Origin of the sequence: Microcoleus sp. Pol11C2 (assembly GCF_036701505.1) — a bacterium.
GTDB lineage: Bacteria > Cyanobacteriota > Cyanobacteriia > Cyanobacteriales > Microcoleaceae > Microcoleus.
In genome coordinates this window covers 1-17,050 of sequence record NZ_JAUBQX010000082.1, presented here as the reverse complement: position 1 = coordinate 17,050, position 17,050 = coordinate 1, and the positions used below count along the sequence as shown (strand labels likewise).

The following is a 17,050-nucleotide window of genomic DNA, read 5'->3' as shown; positions in this document are numbered from 1 at the left end:
CTAATTAATCTTAATCAGGCCGCGGCATTGATTCAGAGCTTTAAAGAAGTGGCAGTCGATCGCTCCAGCGAAGAACGACGAACTTTCGGGGTCAGAGATTATCTGGATGAAATTTTAATCCATTTAAAACCCAAATTGAGAAATAGCCAACATTCGATCGAAATTAAAGGAGACACCAAAATAGTCCTAGATTCTTATCCAGGTGCTTTATCCCAAGTTGTCACAAATTTACTGATGAACTCTCTGATTCATGCTTACGAACCGGGCGAATCTGGTCAGCTCGTTTTTGATTGGCAGCAAGATAAGGATCAACTTTGCTTAGAATATTCCGATGATGGTAAAGGCATTCCTCCCGAAAATTTAACTAAAATTTTTGAACCATTCTTTACTACAAAACGCGGTCAGGGTGGTAGCGGATTAGGATTGCATATTGTCTACAATTTAGTTACCCAAAAACTTCTGGGTGAAGTAGAATGTACAAGTGAGGTGGGAGTGGGAACGAAATTTATTATTAAGTTACCCCTACAAATCGAGTCAAAACCGTAGTTTTCCCAATCAAAGCATTAGTAATAAAAAAGGGTGAGTAGTAATGGAGCAAAATATTTACGGCTTTTCAACTGACAAATCATCTCAAGAACTGTTATCTCTTGAAGAAGTTAACTCAGATGAGGATGTACTTTTTGCCGATGAAGTATCTGAAGATACCTCGACTGAAAGCTGGAAAATTTTGATTGTAGATGATGAGGCTCACGTTCACACAGCTACCGATATTGCCTTAAGAAAGTTTGTGTTTGAAAATAAATCCTTAAAGTTTATTAATGCTTATTCCGCTACTGAAGCTAGAGAGTTAATCCAAGAACATCCTGATGTAGCCATCATCCTGCTTGATGTAATCATGGAAACGGATGATGCTGGCTTAGAGTTTGTTAAATATGTCCGCGAAGTGTTAGGCAATCAGTTAGTGCGAATTATTTTACGCACGGGCCAACCCGGACAAGTACCAGAAAAAAGCGTTATTATCAATTACGATATTAATGACTATAAAACTAAAACTGAATTAACGACATCAAAGCTATACACTACGATTCTGACAGCTTTGAGAAGTTTTTGTCTTGGTCATAAATTGCAGTCGGAAATAGAGCGACGCGAAGAAGTAGAGAAAGCACTTCGTATCAGTGAAGAAAAAGAACACCAAAAAGCTCTTGCCTTAGAGCATTTTGTCAAAGAACTGCAAGAAACACAACTCCAGCTAATTCAAAGTGAAAAAATGTCTAGTCTCGGTCAATTAGTTGCAGGTGTAGCTCATGAAATTAACAATCCGGTTAACTTTATTTACGGCAACCTCTCGCACGCCAACGACTATATTAAAGAACTCATCTATGTGTTGAATCTTTACCAACGGTATTACCCGCAACCAGAAGCAGAAATTATTTATGAAATAGAAGATAGAGAGTTGCCATTTATCATAGATGATTTACCAAAATTACTTTCTTCCATGCAGTTAGGCACCGAACGCATTCGCATTATTGTTGAGTCTCTACGCAATTTTTCGCGGTTGGATGAAACAGAAATTAAATCAGTAGATCTCCACGAAGGTATTAATAGCACCTTGATGATTTTACAGCATCGCCTCAAGGCTAAGTCAGATCGTCCTGCTATTAACGTGATTAAAGACTATGGCGTATTGCCACTTGTGACCTGTTATGCAGGTCAGCTTAATCAGGTGTTTATGAACCTTTTAGCGAATGCTATAGATGCTTTGGATGAGCGGGTAAGTAGAAAAGATGCGGCAGCTTTTCATCCCCAAATTTTGATTCGTACTGAAGTCCTACCGACCAATTCGGATGAAAAAATTAGCACTGCTTCAGGCATTCGGGTAACAATTGCTGATAATGGTATTGGCATGAATGAAAAAGTTATTTCAAAACTTTTTACTCCTTATTTTACTACTAAGCCAATTGGAAAAGGTACAGGGATGGGATTGTCAATCAGCCGAAAAATTTTACTAGAAAAACACTGCGCTCAATTACAGTGTTTTTCTACGCCAGAGCAGGGAACGCAGTTTATTATTGAGATGCCCACTATCTGTATAGTAACCAATCTCGCGGTATCTATCGTGTAGGAAACTCATGGGGCGGAATTCATCATAGAGCAGTTTTCAGTTGCAGTGGAGAAATCAGCAGTAATTCCGAAAGTTACCCTAACCGGCTGAGACAAAAACTGAAGCCAAAATGGCATAAAACCTAGATAGAGAAAGACTTTTACCTCGAAAGGGCATAAATCTAATATTTACAATGGTTTCAGGCATTTTTAGGCCATAGACCTCTTTCTTTTGCGAGGGAGAGGTTTTCAGCCCCTAAAAAGGTGAGAAAATGTCTAAGTTTCATTAAGCAACTCACAGATAACTCCTATCGAAACTTCCGTTCTGACTCTTGAATGGGAACATCATTAATACTAGCTTCACGTCTTCGCATTAACCCATTTTCTGCAAATTCCCACTGTTCATTACCATAGGCGCGATACCAGTAGCCAGAATCATCGTGCCACTCATACTCGAAGCGAACAGAAATCCGATTGTCTGTAAAACTCCAGAGTTCTTTCTTTAAACGGTAATTTAGTTCCTTTGCCCATTTTCGTCTTAAAAAAGCCTTGATTTCTTCCCGTCCGCTGAAGAATTCGGCACGGTTTCGCCACTGAGAATCTTCCGTATAAGCTAAGGCTACTCGTTCTGGATCGCGGGTATTCCAGGCATCTTCAGCAGCTTGAACTTTGGCTTTAGCCGTTTCCAACGTAAAGGGCGGTAGAGGTGGTTTAGTTTCCATCAGCTTTGTTTTTTGTGATTAAAAAAGATCAGGTGCGGGATGCTCGCGCTACAGAGAGATTTTTGGGAATTGGATATCAATCCTCAGCATCGGGATCGATTCCCATTGCTCGCAGTCGCTCCGCTAACTGGGTAACTTTTCGCTCTGCTTGTTCGGCTCTTTCCCGTTCTTGTTGAGTTCTTTATTGCCAGTTCTCATTTCATAAATACCCTAGTAAGGAATGCGGATAATTCTCTCGTACACCCAAAACTTACCGGGTTTAGTGGTGGTGCCGTCAGCGGCCACAGTCAAGGGAGTACGTGAAGCGAAGCTATCCCGAAGGGAATCGCGCTCTTCATCTCCATTACCGCTAGCAAATTCTAAAGCAATGAACGGAGCCATGTGTTCCCGCCAAAGTACATAAGAACGGCGAAAACCATCGAGTGTTGCCGGTACATTCGGCACGTAAAACCAATCCGGTGCTTCTGCACCTCGCTCTGGCGGGTCAGTTTCTCGCCAGTAAATGCCACAATCTTGCCCGATCGCATATTGTCCGTCTGGATGCAGTCGCTCTACAACCGGCCCGATCGAATCTGTCAGAATGATGCTCTGGGGATGCTCCTGAAAATTTTTTACAAATGTACCGTCTTCGTCTGGCAATTGGGTATGACCGGGGAATGCAGGAGGCAGACCAGTAGCAGTTATTGTCTCGTTCATCGTCGTTTTCCGTGCAGTTATGGTTGATTCTACTGCGAAATTTTAAAGCAATCCGATTTGAAACTCTAGCTAATATTAACTAAACCCAGCTAACCACAGCGGAAGCATCAACAGCAACCCGACAGAAGTGATGGCGATGCTGCTAGCTAATAAATCGCGATCGAGCTCGTAGACTTCTGCTAAAATCAGCACGGAAAGAGCTGTGGGCGTTCCCGACATCAACACCAACACGAACCTCGGATCGCCACTCAATCCGAAATAACTAGCACCCAATCCGATCAACACCGGCACAATTACCACTTTTAACAGCGACGGGATTAAAGCCAGTTCAAAACTTTCCCATTTCTTAATAGACCTCAGCCGGATGCCAACCAGCAGCAAAGCACTGGCAATTACCACCCAAACAGCAGTCTGCAATCCCGATTCCACTGTCTCGGGCAGGGGAATGTTTCTAGTATAAAAACCAATTAAAAATGCCCACAGAGCGGGAACTGTCAGCACGTCCCGGATCTGAGTCCACCAGTGATTTTTTTGCTCTGAGTTCCCGAAATAGCTAGCAATAAATACACCGAAACAATAAGTTCCAATAACGTTGTTAGTGACGCTGTACAAGACAGCCCAGTTGCTATTATCGGTGCTGATGATAGAGGGGGTGATTGCTAATCCAACAAAGCCCGTATTCCCTAACATCGAAGCTAGGAGAAAACTGCCTTGGCTCGATCGCTTCAGGGAATTAAAATTTAATAAAAATAAATTCACTAGAGAATTTTTGCCCTGAAAATAGGGCTTTTTGATGTGGGCCGCACTCAGCCTACGCAATAATACCCAAGTCAGCCAAGCAAAACTCGTACTCAGAAATAACACGAATATGGCGATCGCCGGCGTGAACCCCACAGCACCCGAAAAATCGCTCTGACGGGCTAAAACTAGAATTTGCAGCGGTATCCCAATCCAGAAAAGAAAGTGGCTCAGCAGCTTGGGAAAATCAACTGGGATGTACCGAAACAGCAGCAGTCCTAAGCCCGTCCAGATAACTAGAGGGGTATAAGCGTGAAATAAGGTTTCAATCATAAAAATTTAACTAGACAATTGGAAATGCCTCTATCTATTAATAGTAATACTAAAATGCGTTTAAGAAATGCGAATTGTCGTTAGCGGAGCCCTCGAAGAGGATCGTAGTTGCACGCTTTTTCGTCCTAGCGTGTTCGTAGCACTGCTGGCCCAAAAATTTCCGCCCAAATTCCCGCATCTTGCACGGCACAATCCTCAGACTGACAGCCCCAAATGCTTGCAGATTTTTGCCTTCAGATTCACAAAACCTCTGTTAATTTGACCAATGTGCGATCGAGTTATCTTGCCTTTTCCGAACAGACGTGGAACGTTTTCATGCCGTTTCGCTCTAACGGAAATACGGCGACACTAAAGCTGCTAATGACTTGCACTTATTAATTCAATTTCAAAGCATTAACAGGCACCTCATCCCAAGAACTAACAGTCCGCAAGGTAGCAACCCAGCCCTGCTGTTTTTGCTCTGCCGTCAAATTCTTCTCAAAAGATTCGTGGCAATCCTTCGCTTGAGTCTCATCGCAACAAGCAATGCAAGAATAAAGAATGCCCGACGGATCGATTTGCTCGTTTACCCAAATAATCACGATCTACTCTCTCAATCAAAATCTACTGTTATTTAAATTTTCCTATATTTTTGCCAATTATCTACTCGGATTTACGCAACCCAAGATTTGAGGCGCTACAGATTTGTTGTAAGGTGCTTGTGGTGCACCCTACTGATTCGTTGTAAGGTGCGCGGTACACACCTTCATTTCTTAGTCTCAAGCGAGAGGGACGAAAATTTTTGTAGGCTCAATTGCAATAGCACAGTCTTATCGAGAGGTTTTTACACTTGTTTGGATGCCAAAGTTGCCAAAGACTCGCCCGCAACCCGGCAAATCCGCCAGTCGGGCATTACATCAGCACCAATACCCTTGTAAAATCCGATCGCCAATTCATTCCAATCCAAAACGCTCCATTCCAAACGCCCGCAGCCCCTTTCAACCGTCAACTGCGCTAAATAAACTATCAAAGACTTGCCAATTCCCCGCCCTCGAAACTCAGGGAGCACAAACAAATCTTCCAAATAAATTCCCGGCTGAGTCAAAAAAGTAGAATAATTGTAAAAAAACAGCGCCCAGCCCACAACTTTGCCTTCGCACTCGGCTAAAATCGCTTCAGCAAAAGGTCGATCGCCAAACAAATGATGCTCCAAATCAACGGCATTGCCAGTAACGGCATGAGATAATTTTTCGTAATCAGCTAAAGCTTTAATCAAATCAAACAGCATCGGCACGTCGGTGCGGGTAGCTGGACGCAAAATTACCTCAGAAGACATAAATAAGTAAGTAGTAAGCGACAATCAACAATTAAAAATACCACATCAAGACATTTTTAATTTGTAATTTTTAATTAAATTTTTCCACCTTGAACCAGCATATTTTCGATAGCCTCCGAGTGCCACCCCACAATAATTTTAAGATTTTTCAAAATGCCAACTCAATTTTTTTTGCTTATTTCAACCAGCCCTTCAATCGTTCCGTCACTTGAGGGCGGCGCAGCTTTCGCATTGCCTTATTTTGAATTTGACGGACTCGTTCGCGGGACAAATTGAACAAACTGCTTACCTCTTCTAAAGTGTAAGGTTCGCCGGTCAGCAAACCGTAACGCATAGCAACAATCTCTTTTTCCCGCTCAGTCAAAATACTGTCCAACACCTCCAAAATATCTTGGCGCATCATCATCTCATTCATCTGAGCTTCGGGAGATTGCGTCGCGTTATCTTCGAGAACATCCAAAAGTTCCGAACTTTCTTCGGAGCCGATGCGGTGGTTGAGAGACAAAGATTGCCGACGTACTTGCTGGAGGTAGCGAAGCTGTTCGCAAGTAACTTGCATTTCTCTAGCAAGTTCAGTTTCACTTGGATTGCGTTGAAGAGAACGCTTCAAATCTCGATAAACTTTTTTGAGTTTATTTAACTGTTCGACAATGTGAACAGGCAAGCGAATCGTCCGCCCTTGATTGGCAATTGTCCGGGTAATTCCTTGGCGAATCCACCAATAGGCATAAGTAGAAAACTTGTAACCCTTCTCCGGATCGAACTTTTCGGCTGCCCGATTCAAACCCAAAGCTCCTTCCTGAATTAAATCGAGAAAAGGCACGCCCCGATTAAGATAGCGTTTGGCAATCGAAACAACCAAGCGCAAATTCGAGCTGATCATTTTCCGTTTCGCCGACTGACACTGGTGGCGAAGTTGTTGCAGTTGAGTTTCGCTCACTCCCAAAGCCGCTGCGAGTTCAGCTTTTGTCGGCACTCTGTCTAATTCCTGCTGCAAACGCTGTTCTAGTTCATCCAGGGCTACCAATTCTTGAACGCGGCGCGCCAACTCTACTTCTTCGGCTGCTGTCAGTAGAGGATACCGAGCCATTTCCTTGAACAAAGCTCCCACTGGATCGTCGGCAGACCAGTTGTTGTATGCTGACGACCGAGTTACCGTCGGACGATCGATCTCAGTGTCTTCATCTTGTGCGATCGCGAATGAGGCGTCGGGTGCCACCGCAAAACTGCCTAGGTCAGATTCTGCCATATCGTGCTTGGTGTCGGTGGAAGGATTTGAAATGTCTGCCTTCACTTTAGCGAATTTAACCGGAAATTTCCGAAATCCATCTAGAAGCCCGTGACAGACATTAGATGGCCCCAATTTTCTACCTTTCTATTGAGTTCGAGCCAGTAAAGGAGCTGCCTGCAATAATTGCTGAGTGTAAGGGTGCTGGGGATTAGTAAAAATATCCCTAGTCTTACCGATTTCAACAATTTTTCCAGCATTCATTACCGCAATACGATCGCAAAAAAATCTCGCCACCCACAAATCGTGCGTAATAAACAGATAAGTCAAATTAAATTCCTGCTTCAACTCCAACATCAGTTCTAATACTTGAGTCTGCACGCTGGCATCCAGCATACTCACAGGTTCGTCGCAAATTATCAGTTGCGGGCGAGTAATTAAAGCGCGGGCGATCGAAACTCGCTGCTGTTGTCCTCCCGACAATTCCCCCGGATAGCGACGAAAGAAATCCTCCCCTGGAGTTAAACCCACCCGCTCTAACATTTGGATTACTTGTTTTTTAGCTTCGCTACCATTAGCTAATTTGTGAATAAATAAAGGGTCAGCAATACTTTGCCCGACAGTCATCATCGGATTCAAGCAAGCGTGGGGGTCTTGAAAGATCATTTGCATTTCGCGGCGGTGCTTCCTCACAGCATCGCGGTTCAGCGCAGTTATATCTATTCCTTGAAATTCCACTTTGCCGCCAGTCGCGGTAATTAGCTGCAAAATCGTGCGTGACAAGGTACTTTTGCCGCAGCCGGACTCCCCCACCAGCCCTAGGGTTTCTCCCCGTTGTAGCTCTAAACTAACGCCGTCTACTGCTTTAATTACCTGGCGATTCCTGGAAAATAACTGATCTAATAAATTGCTTTCTAAACTGTAGTGTTGCTGCAAATTCGTTACGGTCAAAAGAGGAGAATTTGTTAAGTTTGCAGTAACGACTTCAGTCGTGATTTCCTCGAATGCTAATCCTTTGTCAGAATCGGCTTGAATGTGCAAAGCTGCTTTGAGGAGCGATCGAGTATATTCGTGCTGGGGCTTTTCAAAAACGTTTTGCACCGGCCCTGTTTCTACGACTTTACCGCCGTACATCACCGCAATGCGATCGCAATACTCAGCCACCATCGCCAAATCGTGAGAAATCAACAAAATAGCCGTTCCCCGTTCCTCACAAAGTCTGGTTAATTCCTGCAAAATCTGAGCAGCTACAGTTACGTCCAAACTTGTAGTCGGTTCGTCCGCCACAATTAATTTGGGATCGAGCAAAAGAGCCAAAGCAATTGCTACTCTTTGCCGCATTCCGCCGCTAAATTCGTGGGGAAATTGCGACCAGCGAGAGGCGGGAATTTTCACAGCTTCCAGAGTTTCTATCGCCCGTTTCTTAGCTTGCTTGCGATCCAAATTCGGTCTGTGAGCTTGCAAAGTCTCGATGCAATGTTCTCCTACAGTCATCAAAGGATCGAGACGAGTCATCGGATCTTGAAAAATCAATGCTACAGCTTCGCCCCGAAACCGTCTCAGCCGCGAAGCATTCATATCAAACACTGACTCTCCAGCAAAACTAACTCGCCCCTCAATCAGCGTTGAATCCGGCAGCAACCGCATCGCCGCCCTTCCCAAAGTTGACTTACCGCAGCCAGACTCCCCAACTAATCCGAGCTTTTCCCCCGGTTTCAGCGTCAGGGAAACCCCGTCAACGGCCCAACCAGATTGGCCTCGCCGCTGAGGATAAGCCACTCGCAGATTTTCAACTGAAAATAGAGAAGAGTCATTAGTCATTAGTCATTAGTCCTTAGTCTGGTTTCTGGTCTCTGTTGTCTGTTGTCTGTTGACTGTTAACTGTTGTCTGTTGACTGTTAACTGTTGACTGTTGTTATTTATTATTTATCAATATACTGGCGGTTAGTTGTTAGTTATTAGTATTTTTCAGGGCTTATTAGTGATTGACCCGAGACCGATATGCTGTTTGTAAATACCAATAGAAATTGCTACAAACACAGATTTTATCACTACATCATTAACCGACCAACCGCTTACTAACAACAGTCAACAGTCAACTATGCTGTTTGTAAATACCAATATAGATTGCTACAAACACAGATTTTATCACTACATCATTAACCGACCAACCGCTTACTAACAACAGTCAACAGTCAACCGTCAACAGCCAACTGTCAACAGCCAACTGACTAAATTTCCTTTCGCTTCAACTCAGCTCTCCGCAGTATGTAAGTAGCGGCACAATCTGCGTGAGGATGGTCTGCTAAAACTTCCGCGAGTTCCAACACATATCCGGCGATATCCGGCCCCAGCTTCTCAGTCAGCACTTGACGTTCCCGAGAGGCGAGTTCTTGCACGCGGGCCTTAGCTTGCCAATTCGGAGAAAACATCTTGTCAATCTCGGTGTGGAATCCCAGACTTTCGAGAATGTCCCACTCGCCGTTATCGCACCAAATGCCCCCGCACAACATACAGCGCTCTATGTAAAAGGGCACTCTACTGAAAGGAACTTTCGCCCGCGACAGATAGTGACCGTCTTCGGGACACAGCGCTGCTTTGCTGTCGTAGACAGACGGGGTGAATTCTATGCCGAGAGTCCCTGTCGCATCAGGCTTCTCGGATTTGTTGTACCACTGGCTCTGTTCTTTTTGCCAAGCTTCGTATTCTCTGCCTGGAATCCAGATACCGTAACAGTTGGGACACCACTGCACTGACATACTGCCGGCTAAGGTGCCGCCTTCTAAGTTGGGATGTTTACATTTTGGACATTCCACCGCTTTATTTCTCCTTGCCTTCTTAATTCCCTGTTAATTCAATTATTAATTCTGTATCTGGGCGGGCCCTGAAGAAGCAGAATTTTTTTGTAGCAGCGCGCCACAGTAGCCAATTAGCGTGTTGAGCCGCGCGATCGCCGCAGTTTGCCTCGCCTTTGCTGTCGCTGGCTGGCGCGACGCTTGCAAAAACGTGACATCTGTCCCCAATAACCGCAGTTGCTTGTGAATTTCCGTCAAATAGGACTGCTCTGGGGGTGTTTCTGAGGCGTCTAACTCATCGCTTTCGGCTCTCATAATTTGGTTTCCGAAAAATTGTTGCACTTTTCTGTATTCGATCGCCAGCGCGGCCCCATCCAGATTATCGTGTGCAGCAGTTCTTTGTAGTTGTTCTAGTGCTTGCTGTAATTCTTGGTAGCACTGGCGGCGGTCTTCGGACAATATCATGATTTTGTAAACAAATTTGTATTTATAATCAAAGTAGATACTTACTTAAGTTTGCTCATATGGAGGGAAGCCGTGCGTTTTTGGAGCAATTCCCTGTTTTGTGAGAACTTTTTTTGATTTGTTTCCCTGGCTCTACCCTTCTGGCTGCTGCTTTTAGTTTAGCGTTGCCGGTAAATGCCGATCCCCCCGCAACCTCAACTGCTACCGCCAAAATATGCTTATTTTACCCGATTTTCCCCGAGCGACAGACTGCGGCGGCGGCAGTGGTGTCACTATATTTTCCTACCTACGAGGGGGGGCGACTCGGGATTACATAGGTATAGTTTGAGAAAAATCGACTATTTTTTTGAATTGCAAATTGTGGCATTCAATTAGTTTAGTATAGCTAAACACATAATTTCGGCAATTCAACCGGAAACCGGCTTTTAACCATTTGTATTTCTAAGTTTTAAAGGTGTACCCCATGAACGCGAACACTCTGACTCCCTCTCCTTCGATCGATCCTGCTGTAGTTCCCGACTGGCTGCAAGAATGCCTGAATACTCGATCGCAGCCTGATGGGGACCCTAACCCGAATTGCTCGACTGACGACAGCTTAATTTGTCGGGCCTTTGAATTTGCCCGCGACTTGCACGAAGGACAGTACCGCAAATCTGGAGAACCTTACATTTGCCATCCGGTAGCTGTCGCTGGAATACTGCGGTATATGGGCGGCAACAACGTCATGATTGCCGCCGGCTTCCTCCACGACATAGTTGAAGATACAGATATTACTCTCGAAGAAATAGAACAGCGGTTCGGCGCCGAAGTGCGACAGTTGGTTGAAGGTGTCACCAAGCTTTCTAAGTTTAATTTTTCCAGCAAAACAGAGCGCCTTGCGGAAAATTTCCGCCGAATGTTCCTAGCAATGGCTAAAGATATTCGCGTCATTGTCGTCAAACTGGCAGATCGGCTGCACAACATGAGGACTTTGGAGCATTTGTCCGAAGAAAAGCAGCGCAGTATTGCCCTAGAAACCCGAGATATTTTTGCTCCCCTAGCGAACCGTTTGGGTATTGGCCGCTTTAAGTGGGAATTGGAAGATTTAGCGTTTAAATACCTGGAACCCGAAGCTTACCGCGAAATTCAAGAATTGGTGGCAGAGAAGCGGGCCGATCGAGAAACTCAACTCGCAGAAGTCACAGATAGTTTGCGAGAAAGGCTTGACAATTTAGGCATTAAATGCTATGAAGTTAGCGGCCGTCCCAAACATTTGTACGGGATTTACGGCAAGATGCAGCGCCGCCAAAAAGGGTTTAAGCAAGTGTACGATATTGCGGCGGTGCGGATCATAGTAGAAACCAATGATGACTGTTATCGGGCTTTGGCGATCGTTCACGATTCTTTCCGCCCGATTCCCGGCCGCTTTAAAGATTATATCGGTTTACCAAAAGCCAACCGCTACCAATCATTGCACACCGGAGTAATCGGAACCAGCGGCCGCCCCATCGAAGTGCAAATCCGCACCGTAGCAATGCACCACATTGCAGAATACGGCATTGCCGCCCACTGGAAATACAAAGAAACTGGCGGTTCTAACACAACAGTCACCGGCGACGACGAGAAATTTACTTGGCTGCGACAACTCCTAGAATGGCAAAGCGACCTCAAAGACGATCGCGAATATTTACAAAGCATAAAGGACAACTTATTCGACGAAGATATTTACGTTTTTACTCCTAACGGAGACGTAATTGCTCTCAATAGCGGATCAACTCCCGTAGATTTTGCTTACCGTATTCACACAGAAATTGGCAATCACTGCACAGGTGCCAGAGTCAACGGGCGGATGGTAACACTAGACAAGGTTTTAAAGAACGGCGATATTGTAGAAATCTTGACCCAAAAAAATGGTCATCCGAGTTCCGACTGGCTGAATTTTGTCAAGACAAACGGAGCCAAAAACCGAATTCGCCAGTGGTTGAAGCGATCGCACCGAGATGAAAATCTCGCTCGCGGCCGGGAATTGCTGGAAAAAGAATTAGGTAAAAATGGCTTGGAATCTTTGCTAAAATCTGAACCCATGCAATCGGTGGCTCAGCGCTGCAACTACCACAGCGTCGAAGATTTAATCGCCGGTTTGGGCTACGGCGAAGTCACCCTAAATCTCGTAGTAAATCGACTGCGAGATTTAGTAAAAGTGCAGCAAAAAATTGAAGCTGCTCCCGCAGGAACCCACGAAGTGCCCCAGCTAATACCTGCATCGACGGCACCGAAACCAGTACCTAGTTCGTCTCCGAGCAAATCGCCGATCGCAGGTGTAGAGGGATTGCTCTACCATTTATCCGGCTGTTGCTGTCCGATTCCTGGGGAATCAATTATTGGAGTTGTGACTCGCACTCGCGGAATTTCGATTCACCGGCAAGGCTGTTCAAATGTTGAGAATGTACCAGGAGATCGGTTGGTTCCTGTGAGTTGGAATTCCAGCAACCGCAATGAATCTCGACCCAACACTTATCCGGTTAACATTCAAATTGAAGCCCTCGATCGAGTGGGAGTTCTCAATGATGTGTTATCGCATTTGAAGGACAACCAAGTAAACGTCCGCAGCGCTCAAGTCAAAACATATCCCGGATTGCCCGCATTAATTGACTTGTGCATGGATATCCAGGATAAACAACAGTTTGAGCGGACTTGTATGCAAATTAAAAAAATGAGCGATATTTTGAATTTGCGGAGACTGAGTGAAGTGAATTAGCAATTTAATTGAGCGGCTGCTGCGGGAATTTGGTAAGTAGTAATTGACAATAAACTTTTTTATTTAAACTCTTAACAATTCCCCAAGTAGCCGCAGTCTGTTGTTAGCCAGCAGTAAAAATAATTTACGCAAAATAACTTAAAGCATGGATGACAGTCAGTTAGAAACTCTCCTCAAAAACATTGCATCTGATCGAGTAGAGCGCAAGGCCTCAACATCCGATAAAGGTAAACTTGGTCAGGTTATATGCGCTTTTGCCAACGGCTTGCCAAACCACCAACAGCTAGGGGTACTATTTATAGCAATCCTAAATCATTATCAAGACAATGATACAATTATAGGCAATACTTGATTGTGACCATAAAAAAATGAATAACTTACAACTGCCACAAAAAAATAGGGAAAAAGAAATAGCTTATGAGAGAATCTTTCATTAAAAGCGATATCGATGCCAGAGAACTCAAACGAGCAATAGCTGTAAGGATGGCTATCTCAGGTAATATCTACCATGAAATTAGCAAGATATGACGTGTAAGTAATTTTTTTATGGGTTATTGGAAAAAGCAATTTAAAACCCAAGGCATCGCCGGAATCAAACTAGGACATAAAGGGTCAAAATGGTATTTAACAGCTCTACAAAATACTGAAATAAGCGAGTGATTAAAGAATAAAGAATATTGGAATTTAAATGAGCTGGTTACTTATTTAGATCGAAAATTTGGTGTGATATATAAATAAATAAATCAAAACAGAGTTACTATGAACTTTTCGAGCGGGCAATAATTAGCTGGGAAAAAACTCAAAAAACCAATCCTAAATTTGATAAAGAATTGGTAAAAAAAAAGACGGAAGAAATTAACGATATTTTTTTTATTTAAAAACAAGGCTGGTATAGAATATGGGAAAATAATAATATTGTTTTTAGATAAATGTCATCTACTTCATGGTGATTTGACTGGTTATGTTTGGGGTCAATCCTTACATCAGAATTGAAGTTCCAATTACGAAGGAAAAAGATAGACAAACTTATTTTAGCGCACTCAATTATCAAAGCAAATAATTCCATGTTCAGAGCCATCCATCTGGTGATGGAAAATCGACCGTTAAATTCATAAACTACTTACAAAATAAATATAAAATTTTAAAAATTATCTTGATTTGGGAGGGAGCTAGTTATCATAAATAGGGAGAAATTAGAGACTTTTTATTAAAACTAAAGGGTGACAAAGAACCTGATAATTTGTCAATTAATTGTATTTTATTTGATTCCCCTGCTACCCAACTGAATTCCGTTAAAGATATTTGGTTACAAACTAAAAAATTTTTAAGGAAGTATTGGTATTTATGTAGGTCTTTTAAGATTGTCAAATTTTTGTTTTAGTTTTTTACTAACGAACATAAATTTGATTTCCCCAAAATACGTCAATATACTTACACACAGAAAATTATTTAGGATTTCTATAACCGTTGCCAAACTAAATGTTCTCTTTCGATCCAATGATTACTCTTCAGTCTGAAGCAAAAAGACACACCCTTGTCCTTCAGCCAGTTTCCTAAGTCGACTCAACAAAATTCACGGTCTCCTAAAACGATAACTTTATATTTTGAAAATAATGGTAAAACTTGCTGTAGATTTGTAGTTTGTTCCTCGAACTTGCTGCTGCCCAATTTGGGTCACAATGACCAGTATAATGGAATTGCTCTTCGCTCCCAGATCAAGCTAACCATGAACAGATTAATACACCCCCATTGACTGATCTCGATGGCGATTGATAAGCGAGTACCAACACGGCTATAGGTGGTCAACCAATAAGTAATTAATGGGAACCAAATTAATTCGAGCGTTAAATGAGGTAGATCTAAAAATCTTTGTACTTTACGTCGCCGACTTTCAGCTGTAATTAGACAGGGAAATACTCGGGAGAGACGTTCTAATCTCACTTGTTTTTCTGATTGCATCAAGGATACTTGGTTGTCATCACCAAAAACTGAGAAGGCGTCAGGTATTTTTGTAAATGAGTTTGGTAGAATCTTAGTCTGATTATTTTTTTGGATAGGCAAGCATGTAATAATTCTGCTACCAATCTTTTTTAACCACAAGTTGGCTCAATCCTTACTAACTATGGGTTTCAGGCGGGTTGTCACCCCCCAGTATTTATTGATGAATCTGGAGTTATAGCCTTTCTCAAAAAGATGAGGTACAATAACAGCAGTGTGTAAACCAGTTACAAATATTTGACGATGTAACTTGCCCGAACGCAAACTCAATGGCTTTTCCTAATTCTTGATAATTAGTAGTCTTGATAGAACGGATAATAATTTTAAGTTTTGACCACCGATTTTTAATCGGTTAAAAATCTGGTAAATAAGGTGATAAATATATTAACTTTGCCCCTTTTTTTTTGATCGCTTTTTTCACTTATTCTCCCAGGTGTATGGGACAATTATCCATCACTACACAAGCACCTTCCCAGATTTTTGGCACAACTTTTCTGATAATAAAAGCTTCAAATGTAATTGCATCAGTTCCGCCTATTAGATTAACCGATCTTAAAGTTTCATGGACTGACATTGCTCCAATTATTGAGACATTTTTACGACGTTTAGTTGGTTTTGACCCCTTGGCTCTTTTACCTTTTTGCATACCTAGCATATAACCTAACCATTGCCAAATTAACTCCCGATTCGTCAATGAATATTAAGTCTTTCAAACTAATCTTTTTAATTGTTTTCCCGAACTCACATCGCAGGATTTGAAGTCGCTCGCTGCCTTTGCCTGAAGGGAAGAGAGTTTTTTTTTACAGTAATGTCTAAGAGTTTTATCATTATTCCTATTGTTGCTCTTCTAACGGAAAATCCAATTTTCCCATAAAGTAAATAACGGAGTTCTTCAAGAGTTGCATCATCCGAAGCTTGAATCAATTCCGCCAAGATGAGTAGTTGCTCCGCATTAAGTTTACCTTTGACTCCACATCGGTCAGTTCTCGGAGTAATGTTTTTTGTTTCACGATATTGTTTAAGCAATTTTTGTACAAAGCTCCGATGCTCCAGAAAAACGCTTAGCTATTGCTTTTTGTGAAATGGGTTCAGTATGATAAGTATCAAGGATTTTTTGCCTAAAATCAATCGAATAAGCTTTCATTTTTAACACTGTATGAAGTTTGGTACAAGTAAACGTGTTGTGAGTCAAGCAGATCGTGCTGTCAAAAAAATGCTATTATGTGTGGTATCGCTTTCGCGTGGCTTTACTGAACCATGTAATTATAGTTCATTTGATCTGAGCTTCTCTGTTTGACCCTCACAAGTGAGTCTCAGTAACATGATACCTAATCTTTCTGAGAAAGGCTATAACTTGGCAAGGGTTAGGTTATATGATCGGTCTCTAAAAGGTTCAAGAACCCTGGGTTCAAAACCGAATAAACACGGCAGAAATGTCTAAATAATTGGTCCTATATCGGTAAATGAAGTCCTAACATCAGTCAATTTAATAGGTACAACCCATGCAATTACATTGGAGACTTTTATCAGCCGAAAACTTGTACCAAAATTATGGAAAGGTGTGTGTGTAGTGATGGATAATTGTACTATTAATACCGGAGAATAAGTAGAAAAAGCCATCTAAAAAAATGCGGCAAAATTAATATACTTGTCGCCCTATTTGCCGGACTTCTCCCAATTAAAAATTTAGGGTCACAACTTAAAAATATTCTCCGTTCTATCAAGACGACTAATTATCAAGAGTTAGCAAAAGCACTCTTGGTTTGCGTTTAATGAAGTTACATCAGAAAATATTGGGAATTGGTTTCCTCACTGCTGTTATTGTACCTAATCTTTATCATAAAGGCTCTATAGCAATCCTAAATGATTTTCTATATTTATAAACAATCCTAAATAATTTTCTGTGTGTAAGTATATTGACGT

General features: G+C 42.5%; 13 protein-coding genes and 2 pseudogenes. 5 read left to right on the top strand and 10 right to left on the bottom strand.

Annotated features, from left to right (window positions below):
• On the top strand, window positions 1–546 hold a 546-nt coding region (locus tag QUA42_RS26350), incomplete at its 5' end, for a HAMP domain-containing sensor histidine kinase (protein ID WP_333141470.1).
• Between the two features lie 43 nt (window positions 547–589).
• Window positions 590–2,122 carry an ATP-binding protein gene (locus QUA42_RS26345; RefSeq protein ID WP_333141468.1) on the top strand — a complete coding sequence of 511 codons (1,533 nt, stop codon included), beginning with the start codon at window positions 590–592 and terminating at the stop codon, window positions 2,120–2,122.
• 286 nt (window positions 2,123–2,408) lie between these two features.
• Here QUA42_RS26345 and QUA42_RS26340 read toward each other — a convergent pair whose 3' ends face one another.
• Window positions 2,409–2,822: a nuclear transport factor 2 family protein gene (locus tag QUA42_RS26340; protein WP_333141466.1), complete on the bottom strand. Its 414-nt coding sequence runs from the start codon at window positions 2,820–2,822 to the stop codon at window positions 2,409–2,411.
• A 14-nt stretch (window positions 2,823–2,836) separates the two neighbouring features.
• On the opposite strand from QUA42_RS26340, the gene QUA42_RS26335 reads away from it, so the two are divergent.
• Complete coding sequence (locus tag QUA42_RS26335) at window positions 2,837–2,998, top strand: hypothetical protein (protein WP_333141464.1); 162 nt, start codon at window positions 2,837–2,839, stop codon at window positions 2,996–2,998.
• A 37-nt stretch (window positions 2,999–3,035) separates the two neighbouring features.
• Here the strand turns inward: QUA42_RS26335 and QUA42_RS26330 are convergent.
• Both QUA42_RS26330 and QUA42_RS26325 read right to left on the bottom strand, forming a co-directional pair.
• A pseudogene (locus tag QUA42_RS26330) lies at window positions 3,036–3,518 on the bottom strand (Uma2 family endonuclease); the annotation flags it as partial.
• Between the two features lie 75 nt (window positions 3,519–3,593).
• Window positions 3,594–4,589 (bottom strand): AEC family transporter, encoded by a 996-nt coding sequence (locus QUA42_RS26325; RefSeq protein WP_333141462.1) that lies wholly within the window; start codon window positions 4,587–4,589, stop codon window positions 3,594–3,596.
• 213 nt (window positions 4,590–4,802) lie between these two features.
• Here QUA42_RS26325 and QUA42_RS26320 point away from each other — a divergent pair, with 213 nt between their 5' ends.
• Entirely contained in the window at window positions 4,803–4,967 is a 165-nt protein-coding gene (locus QUA42_RS26320) for a hypothetical protein (protein WP_333141461.1), read from the top strand.
• Here the strand turns inward: QUA42_RS26320 and QUA42_RS26315 are convergent.
• The 6 genes from QUA42_RS26315 to patD all read right to left on the bottom strand — a co-directional run bounded on the left by QUA42_RS26315 (window position 4,964) and on the right by patD (window position 10,392).
• Window positions 4,964–5,170 carry a glycogen debranching protein gene (locus tag QUA42_RS26315; RefSeq protein ID WP_333038077.1) on the bottom strand — a complete coding sequence of 69 codons (207 nt, stop codon included), beginning with the start codon at window positions 5,168–5,170 and terminating at the stop codon, window positions 4,964–4,966. The genes QUA42_RS26320 and QUA42_RS26315 overlap by 4 nt on opposite strands.
• A gap of 242 nt (window positions 5,171–5,412) precedes the next feature.
• Entirely contained in the window at window positions 5,413–5,904 is a 492-nt protein-coding gene (locus QUA42_RS26310; protein WP_333141459.1) for a GNAT family N-acetyltransferase, read from the bottom strand.
• Window positions 5,905–6,079: 175 nt separating this feature from the next.
• Window positions 6,080–7,153, bottom strand: coding sequence for an RNA polymerase sigma factor, RpoD/SigA family (locus QUA42_RS26305; protein WP_333141457.1), 1,074 nt, complete (start codon window positions 7,151–7,153; stop codon window positions 6,080–6,082).
• Between the two features lie 126 nt (window positions 7,154–7,279).
• On the bottom strand, window positions 7,280–8,953 hold the full coding sequence (locus QUA42_RS26300) for an ABC transporter ATP-binding protein (RefSeq protein WP_333141455.1): 1,674 nt from the start codon (window positions 8,951–8,953) through the stop codon (window positions 7,280–7,282).
• Between the two features lie 410 nt (window positions 8,954–9,363).
• Entirely contained in the window at window positions 9,364–9,948 is a 585-nt protein-coding gene (locus tag QUA42_RS26295; RefSeq protein WP_242719859.1) for a TFIIB-type zinc ribbon-containing protein, read from the bottom strand.
• Between the two features lie 45 nt (window positions 9,949–9,993).
• Complete coding sequence (gene patD / locus QUA42_RS26290; protein ID WP_333141453.1) at window positions 9,994–10,392, bottom strand: heterocyst frequency control protein PatD; 399 nt, start codon at window positions 10,390–10,392, stop codon at window positions 9,994–9,996.
• Window positions 10,393–10,855: 463 nt separating this feature from the next.
• Here patD and QUA42_RS26285 point away from each other — a divergent pair, with 463 nt between their 5' ends.
• Window positions 10,856–13,129 carry a bifunctional (p)ppGpp synthetase/guanosine-3',5'-bis(diphosphate) 3'-pyrophosphohydrolase gene (locus QUA42_RS26285; RefSeq protein ID WP_333141451.1) on the top strand — a complete coding sequence of 758 codons (2,274 nt, stop codon included), beginning with the start codon at window positions 10,856–10,858 and terminating at the stop codon, window positions 13,127–13,129.
• Between the two features lie 2,185 nt (window positions 13,130–15,314).
• On the opposite strand, the pseudogene QUA42_RS26280 reads toward QUA42_RS26285, so the two are convergent.
• A pseudogene (locus tag QUA42_RS26280) lies at window positions 15,315–16,271 on the bottom strand (IS630 family transposase).
• Window positions 16,272–17,050: the final 779 nt, after the last annotated feature.